This window comes from Pseudomonas sp. R76 (genome assembly GCF_009834565.1).
Taxonomy (GTDB): Bacteria; Pseudomonadota; Gammaproteobacteria; order Pseudomonadales; family Pseudomonadaceae; genus Aquipseudomonas.
Window position 1 is genome coordinate 3,749,534 of sequence record NZ_CP019428.1, and the last position, 19,743, is coordinate 3,769,276.

17 protein-coding genes are annotated in these 19,743 nt (G+C 62.6%); 11 read left to right on the top strand and 6 right to left on the bottom strand.

All coding sequences use genetic code 11. The annotated features are described in order from the left end of the window. Positions 1 to 125: 125 nt before the first annotated feature. The gene (gene mdeB, locus PspR76_RS16785) at positions 126 to 2,804 is read right to left on the bottom strand and encodes an alpha-ketoglutarate dehydrogenase (RefSeq protein WP_159957001.1); all 2,679 of its coding nucleotides are present in this window, start codon (positions 2,802 to 2,804) and stop codon (positions 126 to 128) included. A gap of 191 nt (positions 2,805 to 2,995) precedes the next feature. Here mdeB and PspR76_RS16790 point away from each other — a divergent pair, with 191 nt between their 5' ends. The 3 genes from PspR76_RS16790 to PspR76_RS16800 all read left to right on the top strand — a co-directional run bounded on the left by PspR76_RS16790 (position 2,996) and on the right by PspR76_RS16800 (position 6,810). After that, complete coding sequence (locus PspR76_RS16790; protein WP_159957003.1) at positions 2,996 to 3,910, top strand: class I SAM-dependent methyltransferase; 915 nt, start codon at positions 2,996 to 2,998, stop codon at positions 3,908 to 3,910. Between the two features lie 149 nt (positions 3,911 to 4,059). Continuing rightward, positions 4,060 to 4,776 carry a phosphatidylcholine synthase gene (gene pcsA / locus PspR76_RS16795; RefSeq protein ID WP_159957005.1) on the top strand — a complete coding sequence of 239 codons (717 nt, stop codon included), beginning with the start codon at positions 4,060 to 4,062 and terminating at the stop codon, positions 4,774 to 4,776. A gap of 1,254 nt (positions 4,777 to 6,030) precedes the next feature. Then, positions 6,031 to 6,810, top strand: a complete 780-nt coding sequence (locus tag PspR76_RS16800) for a TSUP family transporter (RefSeq protein WP_159957007.1) — start codon at positions 6,031 to 6,033, stop codon at positions 6,808 to 6,810. Here the strand turns inward: PspR76_RS16800 and nudC are convergent. Beyond that, complete coding sequence (gene nudC, locus PspR76_RS16805; RefSeq protein ID WP_159957009.1) at positions 6,778 to 7,611, bottom strand: NAD(+) diphosphatase; 834 nt, start codon at positions 7,609 to 7,611, stop codon at positions 6,778 to 6,780. The two genes, PspR76_RS16800 and nudC, sit on opposite strands and share 33 nt — an antisense overlap. Positions 7,612 to 7,616: 5 nt before the next feature. Further along, positions 7,617 to 8,429: a crotonase/enoyl-CoA hydratase family protein gene (locus tag PspR76_RS16810; RefSeq protein WP_159957011.1), complete on the bottom strand. Its 813-nt coding sequence runs from the start codon at positions 8,427 to 8,429 to the stop codon at positions 7,617 to 7,619. 191 nt (positions 8,430 to 8,620) lie between these two features. Here PspR76_RS16810 and PspR76_RS16815 point away from each other — a divergent pair, with 191 nt between their 5' ends. The 4 genes from PspR76_RS16815 to PspR76_RS16830 all read left to right on the top strand — a co-directional run bounded on the left by PspR76_RS16815 (position 8,621) and on the right by PspR76_RS16830 (position 12,323). Beyond that, positions 8,621 to 9,889 (top strand): chloride channel protein, encoded by a 1,269-nt coding sequence (locus PspR76_RS16815; protein ID WP_159957013.1) that lies wholly within the window; start codon positions 8,621 to 8,623, stop codon positions 9,887 to 9,889. 61 nt (positions 9,890 to 9,950) lie between these two features. Continuing rightward, the gene (locus PspR76_RS16820) at positions 9,951 to 10,505 is read left to right on the top strand and encodes a UPF0149 family protein (protein ID WP_159957015.1); all 555 of its coding nucleotides are present in this window, start codon (positions 9,951 to 9,953) and stop codon (positions 10,503 to 10,505) included. Between the two features lie 138 nt (positions 10,506 to 10,643). Beyond that, complete coding sequence (gene aroA, locus PspR76_RS16825) at positions 10,644 to 11,900, top strand: 3-phosphoshikimate 1-carboxyvinyltransferase (RefSeq protein ID WP_159957017.1); 1,257 nt, start codon at positions 10,644 to 10,646, stop codon at positions 11,898 to 11,900. A 33-nt stretch (positions 11,901 to 11,933) separates the two neighbouring features. Beyond that, the gene (locus PspR76_RS16830; RefSeq protein WP_159957019.1) at positions 11,934 to 12,323 is read left to right on the top strand and encodes a hypothetical protein; all 390 of its coding nucleotides are present in this window, start codon (positions 11,934 to 11,936) and stop codon (positions 12,321 to 12,323) included. A 41-nt stretch (positions 12,324 to 12,364) separates the two neighbouring features. On the opposite strand, the gene PspR76_RS16835 is transcribed toward PspR76_RS16830, so the two are convergent. Next, positions 12,365 to 12,583, bottom strand: a complete 219-nt coding sequence (locus PspR76_RS16835) for a hypothetical protein (protein ID WP_159957021.1) — start codon at positions 12,581 to 12,583, stop codon at positions 12,365 to 12,367. 308 nt (positions 12,584 to 12,891) lie between these two features. Between PspR76_RS16835 and PspR76_RS16840 the strand changes: the two genes are divergently transcribed. Continuing rightward, on the top strand, positions 12,892 to 13,269 hold the full coding sequence (locus tag PspR76_RS16840; protein ID WP_159957023.1) for a COG4315 family predicted lipoprotein: 378 nt from the start codon (positions 12,892 to 12,894) through the stop codon (positions 13,267 to 13,269). Positions 13,270 to 13,511: 242 nt separating this feature from the next. Here the strand turns inward: PspR76_RS16840 and PspR76_RS16845 are convergent, their stop codons facing one another. Both PspR76_RS16845 and PspR76_RS16850 read right to left on the bottom strand, forming a co-directional pair. Next, the gene (locus tag PspR76_RS16845) at positions 13,512 to 14,177 is read right to left on the bottom strand and encodes a GNAT family N-acetyltransferase (protein ID WP_159957025.1); all 666 of its coding nucleotides are present in this window, start codon (positions 14,175 to 14,177) and stop codon (positions 13,512 to 13,514) included. Positions 14,178 to 14,233: 56 nt separating this feature from the next. Further along, positions 14,234 to 15,118: a LysR family transcriptional regulator gene (locus tag PspR76_RS16850; protein WP_159957027.1), complete on the bottom strand. Its 885-nt coding sequence runs from the start codon at positions 15,116 to 15,118 to the stop codon at positions 14,234 to 14,236. A gap of 114 nt (positions 15,119 to 15,232) precedes the next feature. Between PspR76_RS16850 and PspR76_RS16855 the strand changes: the two genes are divergently transcribed. The 3 genes from PspR76_RS16855 to PspR76_RS16865 all read left to right on the top strand — a co-directional run bounded on the left by PspR76_RS16855 (position 15,233) and on the right by PspR76_RS16865 (position 19,740). Further along, a complete protein-coding gene (locus PspR76_RS16855; RefSeq protein ID WP_159957029.1) occupies positions 15,233 to 16,447 on the top strand; it encodes an MFS transporter in 1,215 nt (404 codons plus the stop codon). 81 nt (positions 16,448 to 16,528) lie between these two features. Further along, positions 16,529 to 17,380: a CAP domain-containing protein gene (locus PspR76_RS16860; protein ID WP_159957031.1), complete on the top strand. Its 852-nt coding sequence runs from the start codon at positions 16,529 to 16,531 to the stop codon at positions 17,378 to 17,380. 173 nt (positions 17,381 to 17,553) lie between these two features. Next, positions 17,554 to 19,740 (top strand): GAF domain-containing hybrid sensor histidine kinase/response regulator, encoded by a 2,187-nt coding sequence (locus PspR76_RS16865; protein ID WP_159957033.1) that lies wholly within the window; start codon positions 17,554 to 17,556, stop codon positions 19,738 to 19,740. Positions 19,741 to 19,743 lie beyond the last annotated feature (3 nt).

Here is a 19,743-nt window from a genome sequence, read left to right on the forward strand (position 1 = left end):
CAGACACTACAAAACTGAAATGTGGGAGCGGGCTTGCTCGCGAAGGCGGCGTGTCAGTCAATACATTTGTAACTGATCCACCGCTTTCGCGAGCAAGCCCGCTCCCACATTTGGATTTGTGTCAGTCAGGAGGCCCAGGAAGCTTCCCGCTCCGCCTGCAAGCCATACCGCTCAATCGCCTGCTCACACACCTGCGGCGCCAAACTCCCCTGCTCCACCAACGCCGTCAGCGCCGCCAGCACAATGTGGTGCCTGTCCACCTCGAAGAAATCACGCAACGCCGCCCGTGTATCACTGCGACCAAAACCGTCAGTGCCGAGCACCGTGTAGCGGGAGTCCAGATACGACGCGATCATCTGCGGCACTGCGCGCACATAGTCGGACACGGCAATCACCGGCGCGCCTTTGGGCAAGCAGGTATTCACATGGCTGACGCGCTTGGCGCCCTGCGGGTGCAAGCGATTCCAGCGCTCCACCTCCCGCGCATCCCGCGCCAGCTCGCTGAAACTGGTGACGCTGAACACCTCGCTCGCCACGTGCCAATCCTCAGCCAGTAACTGTGCCGCCGCCTGGGCTTCGCGCAATAGCGTGCCGGAACCCAACAGGCGCACCTTGGCGTCAGCCGCGCCCTGCAGGCGGTACATGCCTTTGATGATCGCTGCTTCCACGCCTTGCGGCAGGCTCGGCTGCGGGTAGTTTTCGTTCATGAGGGTCACGTAGTAGAACTCGTCCACGTCGTGTTCGAGCATCTGGCGCATGCCGTGGTCGAGGATCACCGCAAACTCGCCGGCAAACGCCGGGTCGTAGGCGCGGCAATTGGGCACGGTGGCGGCGCTGAGGTGGCTGCTGCCGTCCTGGTGCTGCAAGCCTTCGCCGCCCAGGGTGGTGCGCCCGGCCGTGGCACCGAGCAGGAAACCACGGGCGCGTTGGTCAGCGGCAGCCCAGATCAGGTCGCCGACGCGCTGGAAGCCGAACATCGAGTAATAGATGTAGAACGGCAACATGCGCAGGCCATGCACCGAGTAGCTGGTCGCCGCCGCCACCCACGAGCTGATGGCGCTGGCTTCGCTGATGCCCTCTTCGAGAATCTGCCCGTCGGTGGCTTCGCGGTAGCTGAGGATCGAGCCGATGTCTTCCGGCTCGTAACGCTGGCCGACGCTGGAATAAATGCCGATCTGCTTGAACAGGTTGGCCATGCCGAAGGTACGCGCCTCATCCGCCACGATCGGCACGATGCGCGGGCCGAGGGCTTTGTCCTTGAGCAGGTGGGTGAGCATGCGCACGAAGGCCATGGTGGTCGACATTTCCTTGCCGGCGGCCGCCGTGGCGAAACCGGCGTAACCAGTCACCGGTGGCACAGCGACTGGCGCCGCGGCCTGGCTGCGGCTCGGCACATAGCCACCGAGCGCGTTGCGGCGTTGGTGCAGGTAGCGCAGTTCGAGGCTGTCATCGGCGGGTTTGAAGAAGCTCAGCGCTTCGGTCTGCTCATCCGACAGCGGCAACTGGAAGCGATTGCGGAAGGCGATCAGCGCGTCGCGATCCAGCTTCTTCTGCTGATGGGTGGTCATCTTGCCCTGCCCGGCTTCGCCCATGCCGAAACCCTTTTTGGTCTGGGCCAGGATCACCGTCGGCTGGCCTTTGACGCGGCGTGCGGCGTGGTAGGCGGCGTGGATCTTGACCATGTCATGGCCGCCGCGCTTGAGGCGGTCGATTTGTTCGTCACTCATGCCCTCGACCAGTTTGGCGAGTGACGCGCTTTGACCGAAGAAATGTTCGCGGTTATACGCGCCGTCCTTGGCGGCAAAGGTCTGGAATTGCCCGTCGACGGTCTGCGACAGGGTGTTCACCAGCGCGCCGTCAGCGTCTTTGGCGAGCAACCCATCCCAATCCGAGCCCCACACCAGTTTGATCACGTTCCAGCCGGCGCCGGCGAACAACGCCTCAAGTTCATCGATGATCCGCCCATTGCCGCGCACCGGGCCGTCGAGGCGTTGCAGGTTGCAGTTGACCACCCAGGTCAGGTTGTCCAGGCCCTCACGGGCGGCCAGGGTCAGGGCCGACATGCTTTCCGGTTCATCCATTTCGCCGTCGCCGAAGACGCCCCAGACATGGCGGTCGGTGGTATCGAGCAAGCCGCGATGTTGCAGGTAGCGCATGAAGCGCGCCTGGAATATCGAACTGATCGGGCCGATGCCCATGGAGCCGGTGGGGAACTGCCAGAAGTCCGGCATCAGCCACGGGTGCGGGTAGCTGGAGAGCCCACGGGCGCCGTTTTTTGGCCCGCCGATTTCCTGGCGGTAGTGCGCCAGGTCGTTTTCAGTCAGGCGGCCTTCCAGATAGGCGCGCGCATAAATACCCGGCGCGGAATGCGGCTGGTAGAACACCAGGTCACCGCCAAAGTTGTCATTTCGGGCGCGAAAAAAGTGGTTGAAGCCCACTTCGAACAAATCCGCCGCGCTGGCGTAGCTGGCGATATGGCCACCCAACTCGCCATACGCCTGATTGGCGCGCACCACCATGGCCAAGGCATTCCAGCGCACCAGCGAGGCCAGGCGTTCTTCGGTGGCGAGGTCGCCGGGAAAGGCAGGCTGCTGCTCGACGCTGATGCTGTTGATGTAAGGCGTGCCGTGGCGCGGTTTCCAGTCGATGTGCGCGGCGCTGCCTTCGCGGGCCAGCAGGTCGAGGATCTGCCGTGCGCGTTCGGGGCCGGCGTTGGCCACCAGCGAGGCCAGGGCGTCGCGCCACTCGTCCTGCTCTACTTGATCCAACGCGGTGTGATTGACTGCACTCGCGAAACCGTTCATGGGCACCTCCGGGCTTTTTTTCCAGTTTATGTCGGGGCTTGAGGATTTTTTGCCTGTTATCCGGCGCAGGCGCGTCGATTTTGAGCATGAATCACTGCCAATTAGCTTTTTCCCAGCACGTTGTGCTCAAGCCACACGAAACGTTGCAACTGTGTTTAAAATGCCGCCCGCTTAATGACTGACGCTGACCGATGACCCCAGACGTACTCGCCACCCTGCACGCCCACCTGCTCACCGCCCTGGCCACGCCGCCCACCGAGACCCGGCGCCTGTTTCACGGCCGTGGCCGCTGCTGGCCGGGCCTGGAGCAACTGACGGTGGACTGGTTGCAAGGTGTGATGCTGGTCTCGCTGTTCAAAGAGCCCGACGCCGAGCAGTTGGAGGCGTTGAAACAAATGCTCAAGCAGCAGTTCGGCGTTTATACCGTAGCCCTGCAACACCGCTACCTGCCGCAAAGCACCACCGAATGGCTGGTCGGTGAAGCCGTGGACGAGCTGACCATCACCGAGGGCGGCCTGCGTTACCTGATCGACCTGGGCAAAAAACAGAACAGCGGGCTGTTCCTCGACATGCGCTACGGCCGCAACTGGGTGCGCGAGCAGGCCCAGGGCCAGCGGGTGCTGAACTTGTTTGCCTACACCTGCGGCTTTTCGGTCGCCGCCATCGAAGGCGGCGCCGACCACGTCGTGAACCTCGACATGGCCCGTGGCGCCCTCAGCCGTGGCCGCGACAACCACCGCTTGAATGGCCATGACCTCGGCAAGGTCACCTTCCTCGGCCACGACCTGTTCAAGTCGTGGGCCAAGGTCACTCACAGCGGCCCTTATGACTTGGTGATCATCGACCCGCCATCCTTCCAGAAAGGCAGTTTCCTGCTGACCAAAGACTACCAGCGCGTGCTGCGCCGCCTGCCGGATTTGCTCACACCACAGGGCACCGTGCTGGCGTGCATGAACGACCCGGCGTTCGGTGAAGACTTCCTGATCGACGGCGTCACCCGCGAAGCACCGGGCCTGCGCTTTGTGGAACGGCTGCAAAACCCGCCTGAATTCCCGGATATCGACCCGCAAAGTGGCCTGAAGGCGCTGGTGTTCCGTCAGGGTTGATGCTGAAACGTCCTACGCTTGCTACGCTAAGTCATACACCGGGGCGGTGAACCTTATCCTCCCCTTCCCGGTCGATACCTGCATTCCCTGGCCAGACTCGACGGCGTTACGTCGTCGGCTGCCCTGTTTCACCTTTTGGAGAACCGCCCGTGATATCGACCCTGCATGTAGCCAGACTCAAAGCCTGGGGCGCCCACGGCTTTACCGCCACCGGTGTGGTATTGGCCTTCCTGGCCACCCTGGCCCTGCTGGAAAACTCTCCCAAGGCTTGCCTGCTGTGGCTGGGCCTGGCGCTGGTGGTCGATGGCGTTGACGGTTCGCTGGCGCGACGGGTGAATGTCAGCACGGTATTACCGAGCTTCGACGGCTCGGTGCTCGACCTGGTGATTGATTACCTGACCTATGTGTTTATCCCGGCGCTGTTTATCTACCGCTATATCGACCTGCCGGAATTTACCCACCTGTTCACCGTCTCGGTGATTCTGGTGTCGTCGCTGTTCTGCTTCTGCAATGTGAACATGAAGAGCAAGGACAACTACTTTGTCGGCTTCCCCGCCGCCTGGAACGTGGTTGCCCTGTGCGTGTACATCATCCAGCCGGAAGCCTGGGTCACCTTGCTGACCGTGATTGGCCTGGCGCTGCTGACCGTGACGCCGATGAAGTTTTTGCATCCGTTTCGGGTCAAGCGGTTTATGCCGATCAACATCGCCGTGACCACGATCTGGTTGCTGTGCAGCTTTTTGATGGTGGTGGATTATCCGAATACCAACCCGTGGACGTTCGGGTTGTGGTCGCTGATGTCGGCTTACTTCCTGGGGATTTGTGTGTGGCGTACGGCGCTGGAGTGGCTGGGCACCCATAAATAGGTGGGAGCTGGCTTGCCTGCGATGGCGCCGGGTCAGTGACAGACGTTGGGCCTGCCCTACCGCTATCGCAGCCTAATATTTTTTACGGGTTGAGTACTGCGGTTGGCGCGGGGCCGCTGGGTACATATCCGTTATTGGGGTTAGGGCTGATATGGGTTCCGCCCTTACGGCGGGTCACTTTGGAAAAGCCCCAAAGTAACCAAAGGGCTCTTGCCCCACCACTCGGCACCTCGCCTAGGCTCGGTGTGCCCGAACGAAGGCTTGAATCCGTGGGCCGCCGCGATGGGCCATCCTTGGCCCAGCGCGGCTAACCCGGCGTCCTGCCGGGTTACCCACGGATTCAAGCCTGCGTTCGGCCAGCGTGGTTTAACGGGGCGCCTAAGATCAAAATCAAAAGCAAGATCAAAAGCAGAGCACGGCGGCCTGGTAGCCGACCTGAGTGGTTGGATCAAAAGCAAGGCCGAGGCGGCCTGACAGCCGACCTGACTTTTGAAGCTGAACTCAATCAAATGTGGGAGCTGACTTGCCTGCGATGCAGACACCTCGGTGTGTCAGGTACACCGAGTTGATGCCATCGCAGGCAAGCCAGCTCCCACAGAAAAGCAGAGCACAGCACTCTGACGGCCGAACTCGGTAAAATTGTGGGAGCGGGCTTGCTCGCGAAGGCGGTGGGTCAGTGACACATGAGCCGGCTGACCCACCGCATTCGCGAGCAAGCCCGCTCCCACACTTGGATCGCAGTACATCAGGAAGATGTGCTTTTGCCCTGCTTTTGCTTCAACCACTCAGGTCGGCTACTAGGCCGCCGTGCTCTTGCTTTTGATCTTGATCTTGATCTTGATCTGGGATCGCCCCGTCAACCACGCTGGCCGAACGCAGGCTTTGGAGCGGGGGTAAACCGGCAGGACGCCGGTTTAGCCGCGCTGGGCCAGGGATGGCCCATCGCGGCGGCCCCCGCTCCAAAGCCGGAGTGAGGGCACACCGAGCCTAGGCGAGGTGCCGAGTGGTGGGGCGAGGACTTTTTGGTTACTTTTTGGTCCCTCAAAAAGTGACCCGCTGTAAGAGCGGAACCCTAAGTGGCCGTTACCGCAGGAATGGATATGTACTCGGTCTGACCCAGCACCCTGGTCGGCTGTCAGGCCGCCATCGGGGGCAACCCAGCTCCCACATTTGGATCTGGGTACATCCGGCAGGTAAGATGCAGGCCTTTGGCGCAGCCCCTTCGCTGCGCCCTGCCAAGAATAAGCCCTGCCCATGCCCTTCGAACTCAGCGTTGACCTGACCACCCTCGCCATTCTTGCCGTCGTTGCGTTTATAGCCGGCTTCATCGACGCCATCGCCGGCGGTGGAGGCCTGCTCACCACGCCGGCCCTGCTCACCGCCGGCATGCCGCCGCACCTGGTACTGGGCACCAACAAACTCAGCTCCACCTTCGGCTCCGCCACCGCCAGTTTCACCTTCTACCGACGCAAGCTGTTCCACCCGCGCCAATGGGTGCACGCCATCGTCGGCACCCTGATCGGCGCCCTCGCTGGCGCGGTGGTCGCCCACTACCTGCCCGCCGAAACCCTGAACAAAATGCTCCCGGTGATCGTCTTCGGCTGCGGTGTGTACCTGCTGTTCGGCGGCACGCCCAAGGCGCCGCTCGACTTTGACGCACCGATCAAGAAGAAATGGCAAGCCACCCAAGGCTTCGGCCTGGGCTTCTACGACGGCGTGGCCGGCCCCGGCACCGGCGCGTTCTGGACCGTGAGCACGATGCTGCTGCACCCCATTGACCTGGTCAAAGCCAGCGGCGTGGCGCGCAGCATGAACTTCGTCAGCAACGCGGCGGCGCTGTCAGTGTTTATCTTCAACGGCTCGGTGGATTGGATTGTCGGCCTGGCGATGGGCTTCTCGGTGATGTGTGGCGCGTTCTTTGGCGCACGCAGCGCGATCAGCGGCGGCGCCAAATTCATTCGCCCGGTGTTTATCACCGTGGTCCTCGGCCTGACGGTGCGCCTAGCCTGGCAGCACTGGTTCAGCGTGGCCTAAACGGCGCGCCAGGTAGAGGTCGATCAGGTAACGCGCAATCGAACGTGACGCCGGCAACGGCGGCAGGTCGTGGATGTTGAACCACTGCGCGTCTTCGATCTCATCGGCCTGGGGCACGATATCGCCACCGGCGTACTCGGCATGGAAGCCCAGCATCATCGAATGCGGGAACGGCCAGCACTGGCTGCCCATGTACTGGATGTTCTTGACCTCCACCTGCACTTCTTCGCGCACTTCGCGAATCAGGCAGTCTTCAGCCGACTCACCCGGCTCGGCAAACCCGGCCAGGGTGCTGTAGACGCCCGTGACGAAACGCGGCGAGCGTGCCAGCAGAATCTCGTCGCCGCGCGTCACCAGCACAATCATGCTCGGCGAAATACGCGGGTAACTGCGCAGGTCGCAGGCCTGGCAGAACATCGCACGCTCGCGCGGCACCTGGACCATGGCCTGGCCGCAACTGCCACAAAAGCGGTGCTCGCGCGCCCAGGTGCCGATTTGCGCGGCGTAGCCCAGCACTTTGTACAGCGTGTGGTCGCCTTGCAGCATAAAGCCGCGCAAGCCCTGCCAACTGCAACCGGGCACTTCACTGGCGGCGTTGAGTTCCAGCAGGTACACCGGCTCGCCGTCGAGGTGGCCGATGCCGTGTTCGGCGAACACTGAAAGGTCCTGGCGCTTGAGCCATTCACGCGGGAACAGCGGGCCGTTGGTGTCATGCAAAAAGCCTTCGCGGCTGCGGGCGACGGCCCAGCCGCCGGGGGCGTCGTTGTCCAGCAGCGTTGTGGTAATCCAGCCTGGGGTCATGTCGGTCAATCCACGAATTCGGGTTTCTGCTTACTCATATGGGCCGCGATGGCCACGCGCAAGTCGTTGGATTGCAACATAGCCGAGTTCCAGGTGGCAACGTATTCCAAACCATCATTGACCGAGTGGTCACGCATATAGCTGATCATGGCCTTGGTGCCGGTCACGGCAATCGGCGACTTGGCGGCGATCTGCCGGGCAATTTCCATCACCCCGGCCAGCAGGCTTTCGTAATCCGCGTACACGCGATTGACCAGGCCGATGCTACGCGCTTCCTCGGCACCAAACTGGCGGCCGGTGTAGGCCAACTCACGCAGCATACCGTCGCCGACGATGCGCGGCAGGCGCTGCAAGGTGCCGACGTCGGCGGCCATGCCGATGTCGATTTCCTTGATCGAAAATTGCGCGTCTTCAGCGGCGTAGCGCATGTCACAAGCGCTGATCAGGTCGATGGCGCCGCCGATGCAGTAACCGTGGATCGCCGCCAGCACGGGCTTGCGGCAGTTGTCGACGGCATTGAACGAGGCTTGCAGTTCGAGGATCTTGCGGCGCAGCAGGCGTGCGTTGCGGCCCACGTCCTTGCCGAATTCATTGGCCACCGAGGCGAGCATCATCAGGTCGATACCCGAAGAAAAATGCTTGCCGGCGCCGCTGAGCACCACGGCGCGCACAGCGTCGGTGTCTTCGACCCATTGGAAGATGTCGATGATTTCGGTCCAGAACGCCGCGTTCATCGCGTTGATCTTTTCCGGGCGGTTGATCTGCACATGGGCAACGTTGCCGGTGAGTTCGACGACGAAAGCGTGGTATTCGGACATGGCAGTGATCCCTGACTGGCGAGTGATAAGGCCCGAACTATAACAAGGGAGCGCGACGGCGCATCAGCCAAAAACGGGACTGGCAACGTAATGGAATGTTGTGGGCGCGCGGTTCATGCACCCGCGTTACATTTCATCCCGGAAGCGCGCGTTATCGGCTATACAATCAGGGCCCTTGCCTGGAGCCGTGTATGCCGTCCACGTTTCGTTCATCGTTGATTCTGGCCCTGGTGGTCGTGCTGACCGGTATTGGCGCCGGCCTGGGCGGCATGCTTCTGGCGTTGCTGCTGCATGGCATCCAGCACCTGGCTTACGGCTACAGCCTCGACAGCCTGGTCAGTCATGAAACCTTTTTATGGGGCGTAACGGCCGCCGCGCCGGAGCGCCGGTTTATCGTCCTGGTGATGTGCGGCCTGGTCGCCGGCGTGGGTTGGTGGACGATCTATCGCTATGGCCGCCCACTGGTGAGCATCAAGCAGGCGGTGTCGGAAAAGATGCCGAGCATGCCACCCAAAACCACCCTCGCCCACGCCCTGTTGCAGATCATCACTGTGGCCCTCGGCTCGCCGCTGGGGCGCGAAGTGGCGCCGCGTGAAGTCGGCGCGGTGGTGGCAAGCTGGTTGTCCCAGCGCGCACGCCTGGAACCCCGGATGCACCGATTAATCGTGGCCTGCGGCGCGGGTGCCGGGCTCGCGGCGGTGTACAACGTGCCGCTGGGCGGCGCGGTGTTTGTGCTGGAAGTGCTGGTAGCGGCATTCAGCTGGCCGGCGGCGGTGATTGCGCTGGCGACCTCGGCCCTTGGTGCGGCGGTGGCGTGGATCGGCCTGGGCGCAGAGTCGCAATATGTAGTGCCGCACTTTGTGCTGAGCCCGGCGCTGATTGCCTGGGCGGTGGTGTGCGGGCCGGTGTTTGGCCTGGCCGCCTACGGTTTTACCCGCTTTACCGGCGCTGCCAGGGCGAATGCCGCGCGTGGCTGGCGCCTGCCGGTGTTGGCGCTGCTCAACTTCACCATTATCGGCGGGCTGGCGATGCTGCTGCCGCAAATCCTCGGTAATGGCAAAGGCCCGGCGCAATTGGGCTTCGACAATGAACTGACGATCACCCTGGCCGCCATTCTGCTGGTGGTCAAGGTGCTGATCACCGCCAGCAGCCTGCGCGCCGGGGCCGAAGGCGGCCTGCTGACGCCGGGGCTGGCGAATGGTGCCTTATTGGCAATCATCCTCGGTGGCGCCTGGAGCCTGGCGTGGCCCGGTGTGCCATTGGGCGCCTTTGCAATCATCGGCGCGGCGGCATTCCTGGCGGCGAGCATGAGCATGCCGCTGACCGCGATTGTGCTGGTGGCGGAATTTACTCGCATCGATCACGACTTTCTGGTGCCGATCATCCTCGCAGTGGTGGGTTCGATGTGCGTGAGCAAGCTGTGCGCGCGCTGGGAAAACGCTGGAAAAAAGCCCGCCTAAGCGCCATCCTTTGCGCTTTAAGCCGCCCCACTCGCGGCGCTCGACGCTCAAAGGAAATGCCATGCTCACCCAACCTCTCAACGCCGCCGATTTCGAATTCATCGAAGACACCCTGCTCAAATACGGCGACGATCATTCGGTGCTGAACCTGGCCGAACTCGACGGCTACTTCACCGCGCTGGTTTCAAGCCCGGCGCAAGTGGACGTCGCGCAGTGGTTCCCGGCCATTTGGGGTGGGCAGAACCCGGACTGGGAGAACGCTGAAGAGGCCCAGCAGTTCCTGGAACTGTGCGTGCGCCATATGAATACCCTCGCCGCGCAACTGGCAACCGATGCCCAGGCATTCAAAGCTCGTTTTGATGACACCGAGCATCAGGGCCAAGTCGTGACGCTGGCTGAGGAATGGTGCTTTGGCTACATCCGTGGCGCCGCGATAGGCAATTGGCCTGAACTGCCCGTCGAGCAGGCCGCACTGCTGGAGAAAATTTCCTGGTGTGCCGAGCAGGACAACTTCGAGTTGCCGGCGGACCTGGATGTAGACGCCCATCAACAGCGAGTCAGCGCAATCGAACCGGCTGCGCGGGCACTGCATGATTACTGGTTGAGCAAACGCTGATCACTGTCCGCCAGCGGATTACGCGGCAATACACGCCGCACAACGATACCTGCTCGACAAGCGTGGCGTGTTTGGCTGATTATTCGGGTCCCGTCGCGCCACTGCGCACCACCTCGCCTTGATCAGGAGCCTTGCACCTTGAGCTCGCAGAAAACCGTGACCGTTACACCGCCCAATTTCGCCCTGAACGGCAAGGTCGCGCCCCCCGGCTCCAAGTCCATTACCAACCGCGCCCTGTTGCTGGCGGCCCTGGCCAAGGGCACCAGCCGCTTGAGCGGCGCGCTGAAAAGCGATGACACCCGCCACATGTCGGTGGCCCTGCGCCAGATGGGCGTGAGCATTGATGAGCCGGACGACACCACCTTCGTCGTCACCAGCTCCGGCAAGCTGCAATTGCCGGCGCAGCCGCTGTTCCTCGGCAACGCCGGCACCGCGATGCGCTTTCTGACGGCCGCCGTGGCCACCGTGCAAGGCACCGTGGTGCTGACCGGCGACGACTACATGCAAAAACGCCCGATTGGCCCGCTGCTGGCCACCCTCGGCCAGAACGGCATCCGCGTCGACAGCCCCACTGGCTGCCCGCCGGTGACCGTGCACGGCGTCGGCAAGGTGCAGGCCAAGCGCTTTGAAATCGATGGCGGTTTGTCCAGCCAGTACGTGTCGGCCTTGCTGATGCTTGCGGCCTGCGGCGAAGCTCCGATTGACGTGGCATTGACCGGCAAGGACATCGGCGCGCGGGGTTATGTGGACCTGACCCTGGACTGCATGCGGGCCTTTGGCGCGCAGGTCGACGTCGTCGACGACACCACCTGGCGCGTGGCCCCGACCGGCTACACCGCCCACGACTACCTGATCGAACCCGATGCTTCCGCTGCCACCTATTTGTGGGCCGCCGAAGTGTTGACTGGTGGGCGCATCGACATTGGCGTGGCGGCACAGGACTTCACCCAGCCGGACGCCAAGGCCCAAGCCGTGATCGCCCAGTTCCCGAACATGCAGGCCACCGTCGTCGGTTCGCAAATGCAGGACGCGATCCCGACCCTGGCGGTACTCGCGGCGTTCAACAACACCCCGGTACGCTTCACCGAATTGGCCAACCTGCGTGTAAAGGAATGCGACCGTGTGCAGGCGCTGCACGACGGCCTGAATGAAATTCGTCCGGGTTTGGCCAGCATCGAAGGTGACGACCTGCTGGTGGCCAGCGATCCAGCCTTGGCCGGTACATCGTGCACCGCGCTGATCGACACCCACGCCGACCACCGCATCGCCATGTGCTTTGCCCTCGCCGGGCTGAAAGTCTCGGGTATCCGCATTCAAGACCCCGATTGCGTGGCCAAGACCTACCCTGAGTACTGGAAGGCCCTGGGCAGTCTTGGGGTCGCACTGAGCTACTAAAGCAGCAGCATCGCCATTGGGGAGGGCTTGCATATGAACATTCGCCAACCCTGCCCACCCGGCGCCTGTGTCTGCGAACGCGAACAGCTGCTGCAGGCGCCCGGCGCCGATCTGCGCATTCTGAACCTGACACGTCAGGAAGAGAAAAAGCTGATCGAGCGCCTCGAAGACCTCAAGAGCCTGCAAGACCTGGAGCGCATGCAGCAGCTGATGTACCATCAATTGGGCATCCGCGTGCATGTCGCGCCGGGTTACACCGAGGTAAAGAGCATGCGCGGCATACAGATTGTTATCGACGACCTGCCCGGCCTGTGCCGCAAGACCCGGCAATCGATTCCGGCAGCCATTCGGCGCGGCATGGAAAAACGCCCGGAAATTGCCTACCGCTTGCTCGATGCCCACGATTTGTTTCGCGAAGGCTAAAATCCGAGCGCCTTGTCATGCCAGTCGTGCAGGCCGCTCTATCAGAACGAGATCTGCTGATCGTTTTCCGGCAGCATATTGGCGACCGGACGCAGGTTCACCATTTCGCTTTGCGACTTGGAGTTTGCGTCAGTCTGAATACGCTTTTCATCGTTTCTCTTAGCGTCGCAGGCTTGTTCATCGCCAGTGTTCTTGCTGTTCATCTGAGACATATCAACGTTGCTGAGTGCAGACCCAGCGCTTAATCCGCCAATGTTCATAGAGGGAACTCCAAATAAAGTAGTAGGAACGCTGAACCAACTGCGTTGATCAGCAGACAGTCTGTGGTGCCAATGCTTGATTGAGTTCCGGGCTTTTCGCACAGACTCGGTCCTGCTGTCGTCAAATGCGCCTGGGCGCCAGCGCTTTCAGGCTCCAGCAGCCACTCGGATGTCAATCGCGGGCGCAGTTAAATAATTAATTGTTCACGCGGGGGGAATAAAGCGGCGCGACGGGTGTTTACCTGAGTACGGCTTGTGAATACAGCACAAGGCCAGACCCCCAATTCGAAAACACCCTGGAGCTCGTCATGCTGAAAAAATTCTCCCTCGCTGTTGCCGTCCTGATTGCCTGCGCGTCGTCCATGGCGTTTGCCGCCCCGGCCAAAGTGGCCGACAGCGCCAAAGGCAAAGTGCTGGTGGACAGCAAAGGGATGACCCTTTACACCTTCGCCAAAGACAGCGCGGGTAAATCGGTGTGCAACGGCCAATGCCTGGCCAACTGGCCGGCGTTCACCGCCCAGGCGGCGGCAAAAGATGCCGACGGCTACACCGTGATCACCCGTGACGACGGCAGCAAACAATGGGCCTACAAAGGCCAGGCGCTGTACACCTGGGTCAAGGACAGCAAACCGGGCGACATCAGCGGTGACGGCGTTGGCGGCAACTGGAACCTGGCCAAGCCCTAATCACTTGTAGCAAACAGGCTTGCTGTGGTCAGTGAGCTTTTTGGCCAGTGAGCAATTGTGGCAAGCAGGCCTGTCGTGGCGAGCGGGCTTGTCGTGGCGAGCGGGCTTGCCCCGCGTTGGGCTGCGAAGCAGCCCCAATGGACCACCGCAGATTTCCTGTAAAAACGCGGTGACCGGATTAGGGCTGCTGCGCAACCCAACGCGGGGCAAGCCCGCTCGCCACAGCAACCACGGCGGGCACTTTATTGTTCAGCGATAAACCGCTGAACCTTGCGCACCAACTGGTCCAGGTGCCGATCGCGCTGTTTCTCCGCATCCACCATCGCGCGCTTGCCGTGCTTTTGCAGCAGGTACGTGTGAATCTGCCGCACTTCCAGCGAGCTATAAATCGCCGCCACGTCCAGCACGCCCATCAAACCGTCAGTGCCGTAGTCCCGGGTGTTCATCAGCACCTGCGTGCCGCGCGCGCCGCGTACTTGAAAACCCATGGCCGCAAAAGCCGGGACCTTTTCCACCGCACAGGCCAACTCGGCGTGGGGATAGCGCGCCAGCACGTCCTCAATCATCGCGCGGGCCACACCCTGGCGGCGCCTGCCGGCCTGCACCGCCATGAACGCGATGCCGCAGGCTTGCGGGTCATCTTTGACCGGCAGGTACAGGCAAAAGCCAACAAGCTGTTCCGCGTCCATCGCCACCACCAGTTCAACGGCAATGCCTTTCGAGCCGTTCAGTGCCTCCAGGTACAGGTGCACCTCAAAGCCAATGGCGTACTGGTAGATGTTGTAGAGCAAGTTACTCGGCGGCAGCGCCACGCTGCTGATGTCAGTGAGGTTATCCACCACCATCTGCAGGATCTGCGCGTTGATTGGCTCGGGGCACGGTGTGGTGTAGCGGGTAAGGCTGAACATGCAAATTCCTGGGGTTTCGCGTCAAGGCAGCGGCGATTGTACCTGTTGCAGCCGGGTCATGGCCCGCACACCTCGCGCAAACAACCGCGTAACCAGCGATGGGCCAGGTCGGCGTCCTGGCGTGGGTGCCAGAGCATGGCCACGGTAAACGTCGGTATCGATAACGGCAGCGCAAAGCTGTAGAGCCCCTCGCGTTGGTTGACGGTGTAGCGTTCGGGCACGCTGGCGATGAGGTTCGTGTCGCGGGCCAGGGCAATCGCGGTGGCAAACCCGGCGACGATAGTGCTGATGTCACGGTTCAGGCCTTGTGCTTGCAGGGCCTCGTCGACCTGGCCACGGTCGAGCCCGCGCCTGGAGACGTACACGTGCCGGCCTTCGGCGAAACGCTCGGCGCTGACGGCGCCCTGGCTCAGCGGATGGCCGCTGCGCACCACGCCGACCAGGCGATCACGAAACAGCGCCTGGGTCAGCACCTCAGGGCTGGCGCCGGGGTCGACCACACCGATCACCAAGTCGACGCTGCCCTCGCGCAGCAGCGCAGAGTCGTTGTCGGTTTTGTTGACGAAGTGCAAGCGCACGCCAGGTGCCTCCTGGGCGATACGCGCCAGCAACGCCGGGCCGAGGTTTTCGACAAATTCCTCGCTGGCGCGCAGCGTAAAAGTGCGCGTCACCTGCCCCATGTCCAAAGTTTGCGCGGGGCGCAGTACCGTCTGCGCCTCCTGCACCAGTCGGCTGACCTGCTCACGTAGCTCGAGCGCGCGCGGCGTGGGCACCAGGCCGCGCCCGGCGCGCACCAGCAAGGGGTCGCCGGTGGTTTCGCGCAAGCGTGCGAGTGCGCGGCTCATGGCCGATGGGCTCAGGCGCAGGCGCTGGGCCGCACGCGCGACACTGCCTTCGGTGAGCAACACATCCAGGGTGATCAGCAAGTTGAGATCGGGCATGGGCACTCCTTATAAGGCGTTTGATGCACGTATAGGCTGAAAACCGTGCGCCTTCCGCCATATTAGGCGACGACGTAGATTGGCGACAGCTACGTTCATTCAAGGAATCGCCCCATGCCCACGTCTCCAAGAGGCAGCCTCGTCGCGCTGTCGCTGTCCATGTTGCTGGCCTCGCTCGGCACCAGCATCGCCAATGTCGGCCTGCCGCACTTGGCGCAGGTGTTTGATGCATCGTTTCACGCCGTGCAATGGGTGGTGCTGGCCTACCTGTTGGCGATCACGGCGGTAATCGTCAACGCCGGCAGCCTCGGTGATCGCTTCGGGCGCCGTCGGCTGTTGGTCATGGGCTTGCTGCTGTTCAGCCTGGCCTGCGCGCTGTGCGGCGTCGCGCCCACACTTGAATGGCTGATTGGCGCGCGCATCCTGCAAGGCCTGGGTGCGGCGGTCATGATGGCGATGACCTTGGGCATGGTCGGCGACACCGTTACCAAAGAGCGCACCGGGCGCGTGATGGGCTTGCTCGGCACGATGTCAGCCGTGGGCACGGCCATGGGCCCGAGTGTCGGCGGCGTGCTGCTCGGTGTGTGGGGCTGGCGCGCGTTGTTTCTGGTGGGTGTGCCATTGGGCGTGTTGGCTGCCGCCCTCGCCTGGCGTTATTTGCCGGTGGATCGGCAGCACGGCACCGCAACTTCGCGTGAGGCATTCTGGGTGCCATTGCGCGAGCCAGCGTTGCGCGCCGGCCTGGCGATGAGTGCGTTGGTGTCGGCGGTGATCATGGCTACCTTCGTGGTCGGGCCGTTCTATTTGTCCCATGGCCTGGGGCTCGACTCCGCCGCAATGGGCCTGACGATGGCGGTCGGGCCCTGTGTCTCAGCGCTCAACGGCCTACCGGCGGGCCACCTCACCGACCGCTTCGGCAGCCAGCGCATGACCCTCACGGGGTTGGGCCTCATGGCCTTCGGCGCCTTGTCACTGTCTCTCGCCGCAGGCCTGTTGGCGTACCTGGCCTCGCTGATCCTGTTGACGCTGGGCTACAGCCTGTTCCAGGCCGCCAATAACACTGCGGTGATGAGCGATGTCGCAGCCTCGCGACGCGGCACGATTTCCGGCCTGCTGAACCTGTCGCGCAACCTCGGCCTGATTGTTGGCGCCTCGGGCCTGGGCGCAGTGTTTGCCTGGGCCAGCCCCGATGTAACCCACGCCACGGGGCAAGCCGTGGCTAATGGCCTGCACGTGACCTTCGCCGTGGCACTGGCCTTGATCATCGTCGCCAGCACCTTTGCCAGGCGCCGCCACAGCGCCGTGAACGGCCTGCAGAACACCCGTTGAGGCAAAAAAACAAAAAAGGCGTTGCGCCAGACCGGGTTACATCGCGCATCATGGGCACTTTCAAGCTCAAGGGTAACGTCCATGCGCGTGCTGTCATTGATGATGGGTCTTACGACGCTGGCCGCCAGTCTGGCGTTCTGCGCCAGCGCGATGGCGAATGAAGAAAGTCAGTTGGTGCAACAGATCAATCAGTACCGCAGCCAGGTGCAGCGCTGCGGTAACCAGGGTTCCCAGGAACTGCCACCCTTGGCCAGCGATACGCGGCTGGTGCTGCCGGCGACCAATGTCGGCGACTTGCAGCAGGCGCTGGCGCGGGCCGCGTACCCGATGGTCAACGTGCAGGCCATCAGCCTGTCGGGCCCCAAGGATGCCCAGGCCGCCATGAAGGCCGTGCGCGAAAGTTTCTGCCGCGTGGTGCTCGACCCGCAATTTGTCGACATCGGCGTGAGCAACAGCGGCCAGGACTGGCGCATCGTGCTGGCACGCCCGCTGCTGTCCAGCGGCCTGGGCGATTGGCAGACCGAAGGCAAGCAACTTCTCAACCTGGTCAATGCCGCCCGCGCGCAACCGCGTCAATGTGGCACCCAAGCGTTCACGGCAACCACGCCGCTGTCGTGGAACGATGACTTGGCCGGTGCCGCCAACAGCCACACCCGCAACATGGCCAACGGCAACTTCTTCGACCACCTCGACCACGATGGCCGCACGCCCGGCGACCGGGCCGAGCTGGCCGGGTACATCGCGAAAAACATCGGCGAGAACATCGCGGCGGGCCTCGACACCCCGCGTAAAGTCGTGGACGGCTGGCTCGCCAGCCCAGGCCATTGCGCCAACTTGATGAACCCGCAATTTCGCGAATTGGGCGCTGCCTATGCCATGGACCCGAAGAGTGACGCCGGGATTTATTGGACCGGGGTTTTCGGTTCGCAATAACGGCCAGGCGGCGCCTTTCACGCCGCCGCCTTCATCTGTTCATTTGGAGTGAGCATCAAAGTGCCATCTCATGGATAATCGCGCTGAACTGGCAGCGTCCATGCAGGTCTGTAGCTGGATGTGCTGATGTTTTCAGGCATTCCAGAGGCCGCGGCAAATAAGGTGTTCACCCGATGATGAATTGGCTGCAAAGCAGCAGCGACATGGCTGAGAGGGTTCGCCAGCACGATTGGGCCAGTACCCCACTCGGCCCGCTGGAGCAATGGCCTGATGTACTCAAGACCACGGTGGCCCTGTGCTTTGCCTCAAGCTTCCCCCACGCCATTGTTTGGGGACCACACTTGATCACGCTCTACAACGATGCATTTGTGCCTATTCTTGGCGATAAACCGTATTCATTGGGGCGGCCGTTCAGCGAGACCTGGCGTGAGGTCTGGGATGAAGTCAGTCCGATAGCTGACGCAGCCTTTCAAGGGCATGCGACCTACGTCGAAAACTTTCCGTTGGTGATTGAGCGCGGTAACGGCCCCGAACAGGCCTACTTCACGTTTTGCTACAGCCCTTTGCGCGACCCTCAAGGCACGGTCGTCGGCATGCTCAATACCGTCACTGAGACCACCGCCACCGTGTTCCTCGCACGCCGCCTGGCCGTACTGGATGCCATTGGCAGCGCCGTGACCAACGCCACCGACGCCGAAGCCATCATGACCACCACCACGCGTCTGTTGGCCGAGCACCTGTCGGTGTCCAATTGCGCCTATGCCGATATGGACGCCGATGAAGACGGCTTCACCATTCGCGGCAACTGGGCCGCACCCGGCTCGCCAAGTATCGTCGGGCGTTACAGCCTGGCGTCGTTCGGCGCCCGCGCGGTCAAACAGTTGCGCGCCGGTGAAGCGCTGGTGATTCGCGACAATCGCGACGAATTCCCGCCAGAAGAATCGGCCAGCTATCAGGCGCTGGGCGCCACGGCGACCGTGTGTTTCCCGCTGATCAAGGACGGGCGCCTGACCGCGCTGATGGCCGTGCACCACAAATCCGCGCGCCTGTGGTCGCCGTACGACCTGGCATTGGTGGGTGAAGTCACCGAGCGCTCCTGGGCGCATATCGAGCGCGTGCGCGCCGACGCTGCCGTACGCGAGGGCCTTGCCGCCATTACCGAGCTGAACGCGACGCTGGAACAGCGGGTAGAACAACGCACCCACGCCTTGACCCAGGCCGAAGCGGCGCTGCACCAGTCGCAAAAGCTCGAAGCGATTGGCCAGTTGACCGGCGGCGTGGCCCATGACTTCAACAACCTGCTGACGATTATTCGCTCCTCGGTGGACTTCTTGCGCCAGCCAGGTTTGTCCGAAGAGCGGCGCCAACGCTACATGGGCGCCGTGTCGGACACCGTCGAGCGCGCCAGCAAGCTCACCAGCCAATTGCTCGCGTTCGCCCGTCGCCAACCGCTGAACCCGGAAGTTTTCGATGTGTGCCTGCGGGTGAAAAACATCGGCGAGATGCTCGAAAGCGTCACCGGCGCACGCATCCATGTGCAGATTGAACTGCCGCACCAGCCTTGCTACGTGCGCGTCGACCCCAGCCAGTTCGAAACCGCATTGATCAACATCGCGCTCAACGCCCGGGATGCCATGGACGGGTGCGGCACCCTCACGCTGCGCGTGAGCACGCTGACGGCGCTGCCACGCATTCGTGGCGAGGCCGAAGCCCGCCAGCCGTTTGTGGCGATTGCACTGGCCGATACCGGCAGCGGCATTGACGACGGCACCGTGGAGCGCATCTTCGAGCCGTTCTTTACCACCAAGGCCGTGGGCAAAGGCACCGGCCTGGGCTTGTCGCAGGTGTTCGGGTTTGCCAAGCAGTCGGGCGGCAACGTCGATGTGGCCAGCCACCTTGGCCAAGGCAGCGTGTTTACCCTGTATTTGCCCGCAGCTGAAGCTGCGGCTGTGCCGTCCAACCTGGTGCAGGACGCGCGCAGCCTGGCTCACGACACCTCGCTGTGCCATATCCTGATCGTCGAAGACAACCTGGAAGTCGGCCGTTTCGCCAATCAGATCTTGCAGGACCTGGGCTACCAGACCACCTGGGCCACCCATGCAGAACAGGCACTCACGCTGGCTGGCCCTGCGGTTACGGGCTTCGACGCGATTTTCTCGGATGTGGTGATGCCCGGCATGACCGGCGTGGCCATGGCCAAGCTGCTGCGCGAGCGCCGGCCGGATCTGCCGGTGGTGTTGACGTCGGGCTACAGCGAAGAGCTGGCCGACAGTGGTTACGACGGCTTTGAATTCCTGCCCAAGCCCTACTCCGCCGAGCAGGTGGCGCAGGCGTTGGCCAAATCGATGCGCAAGGACTGAGGC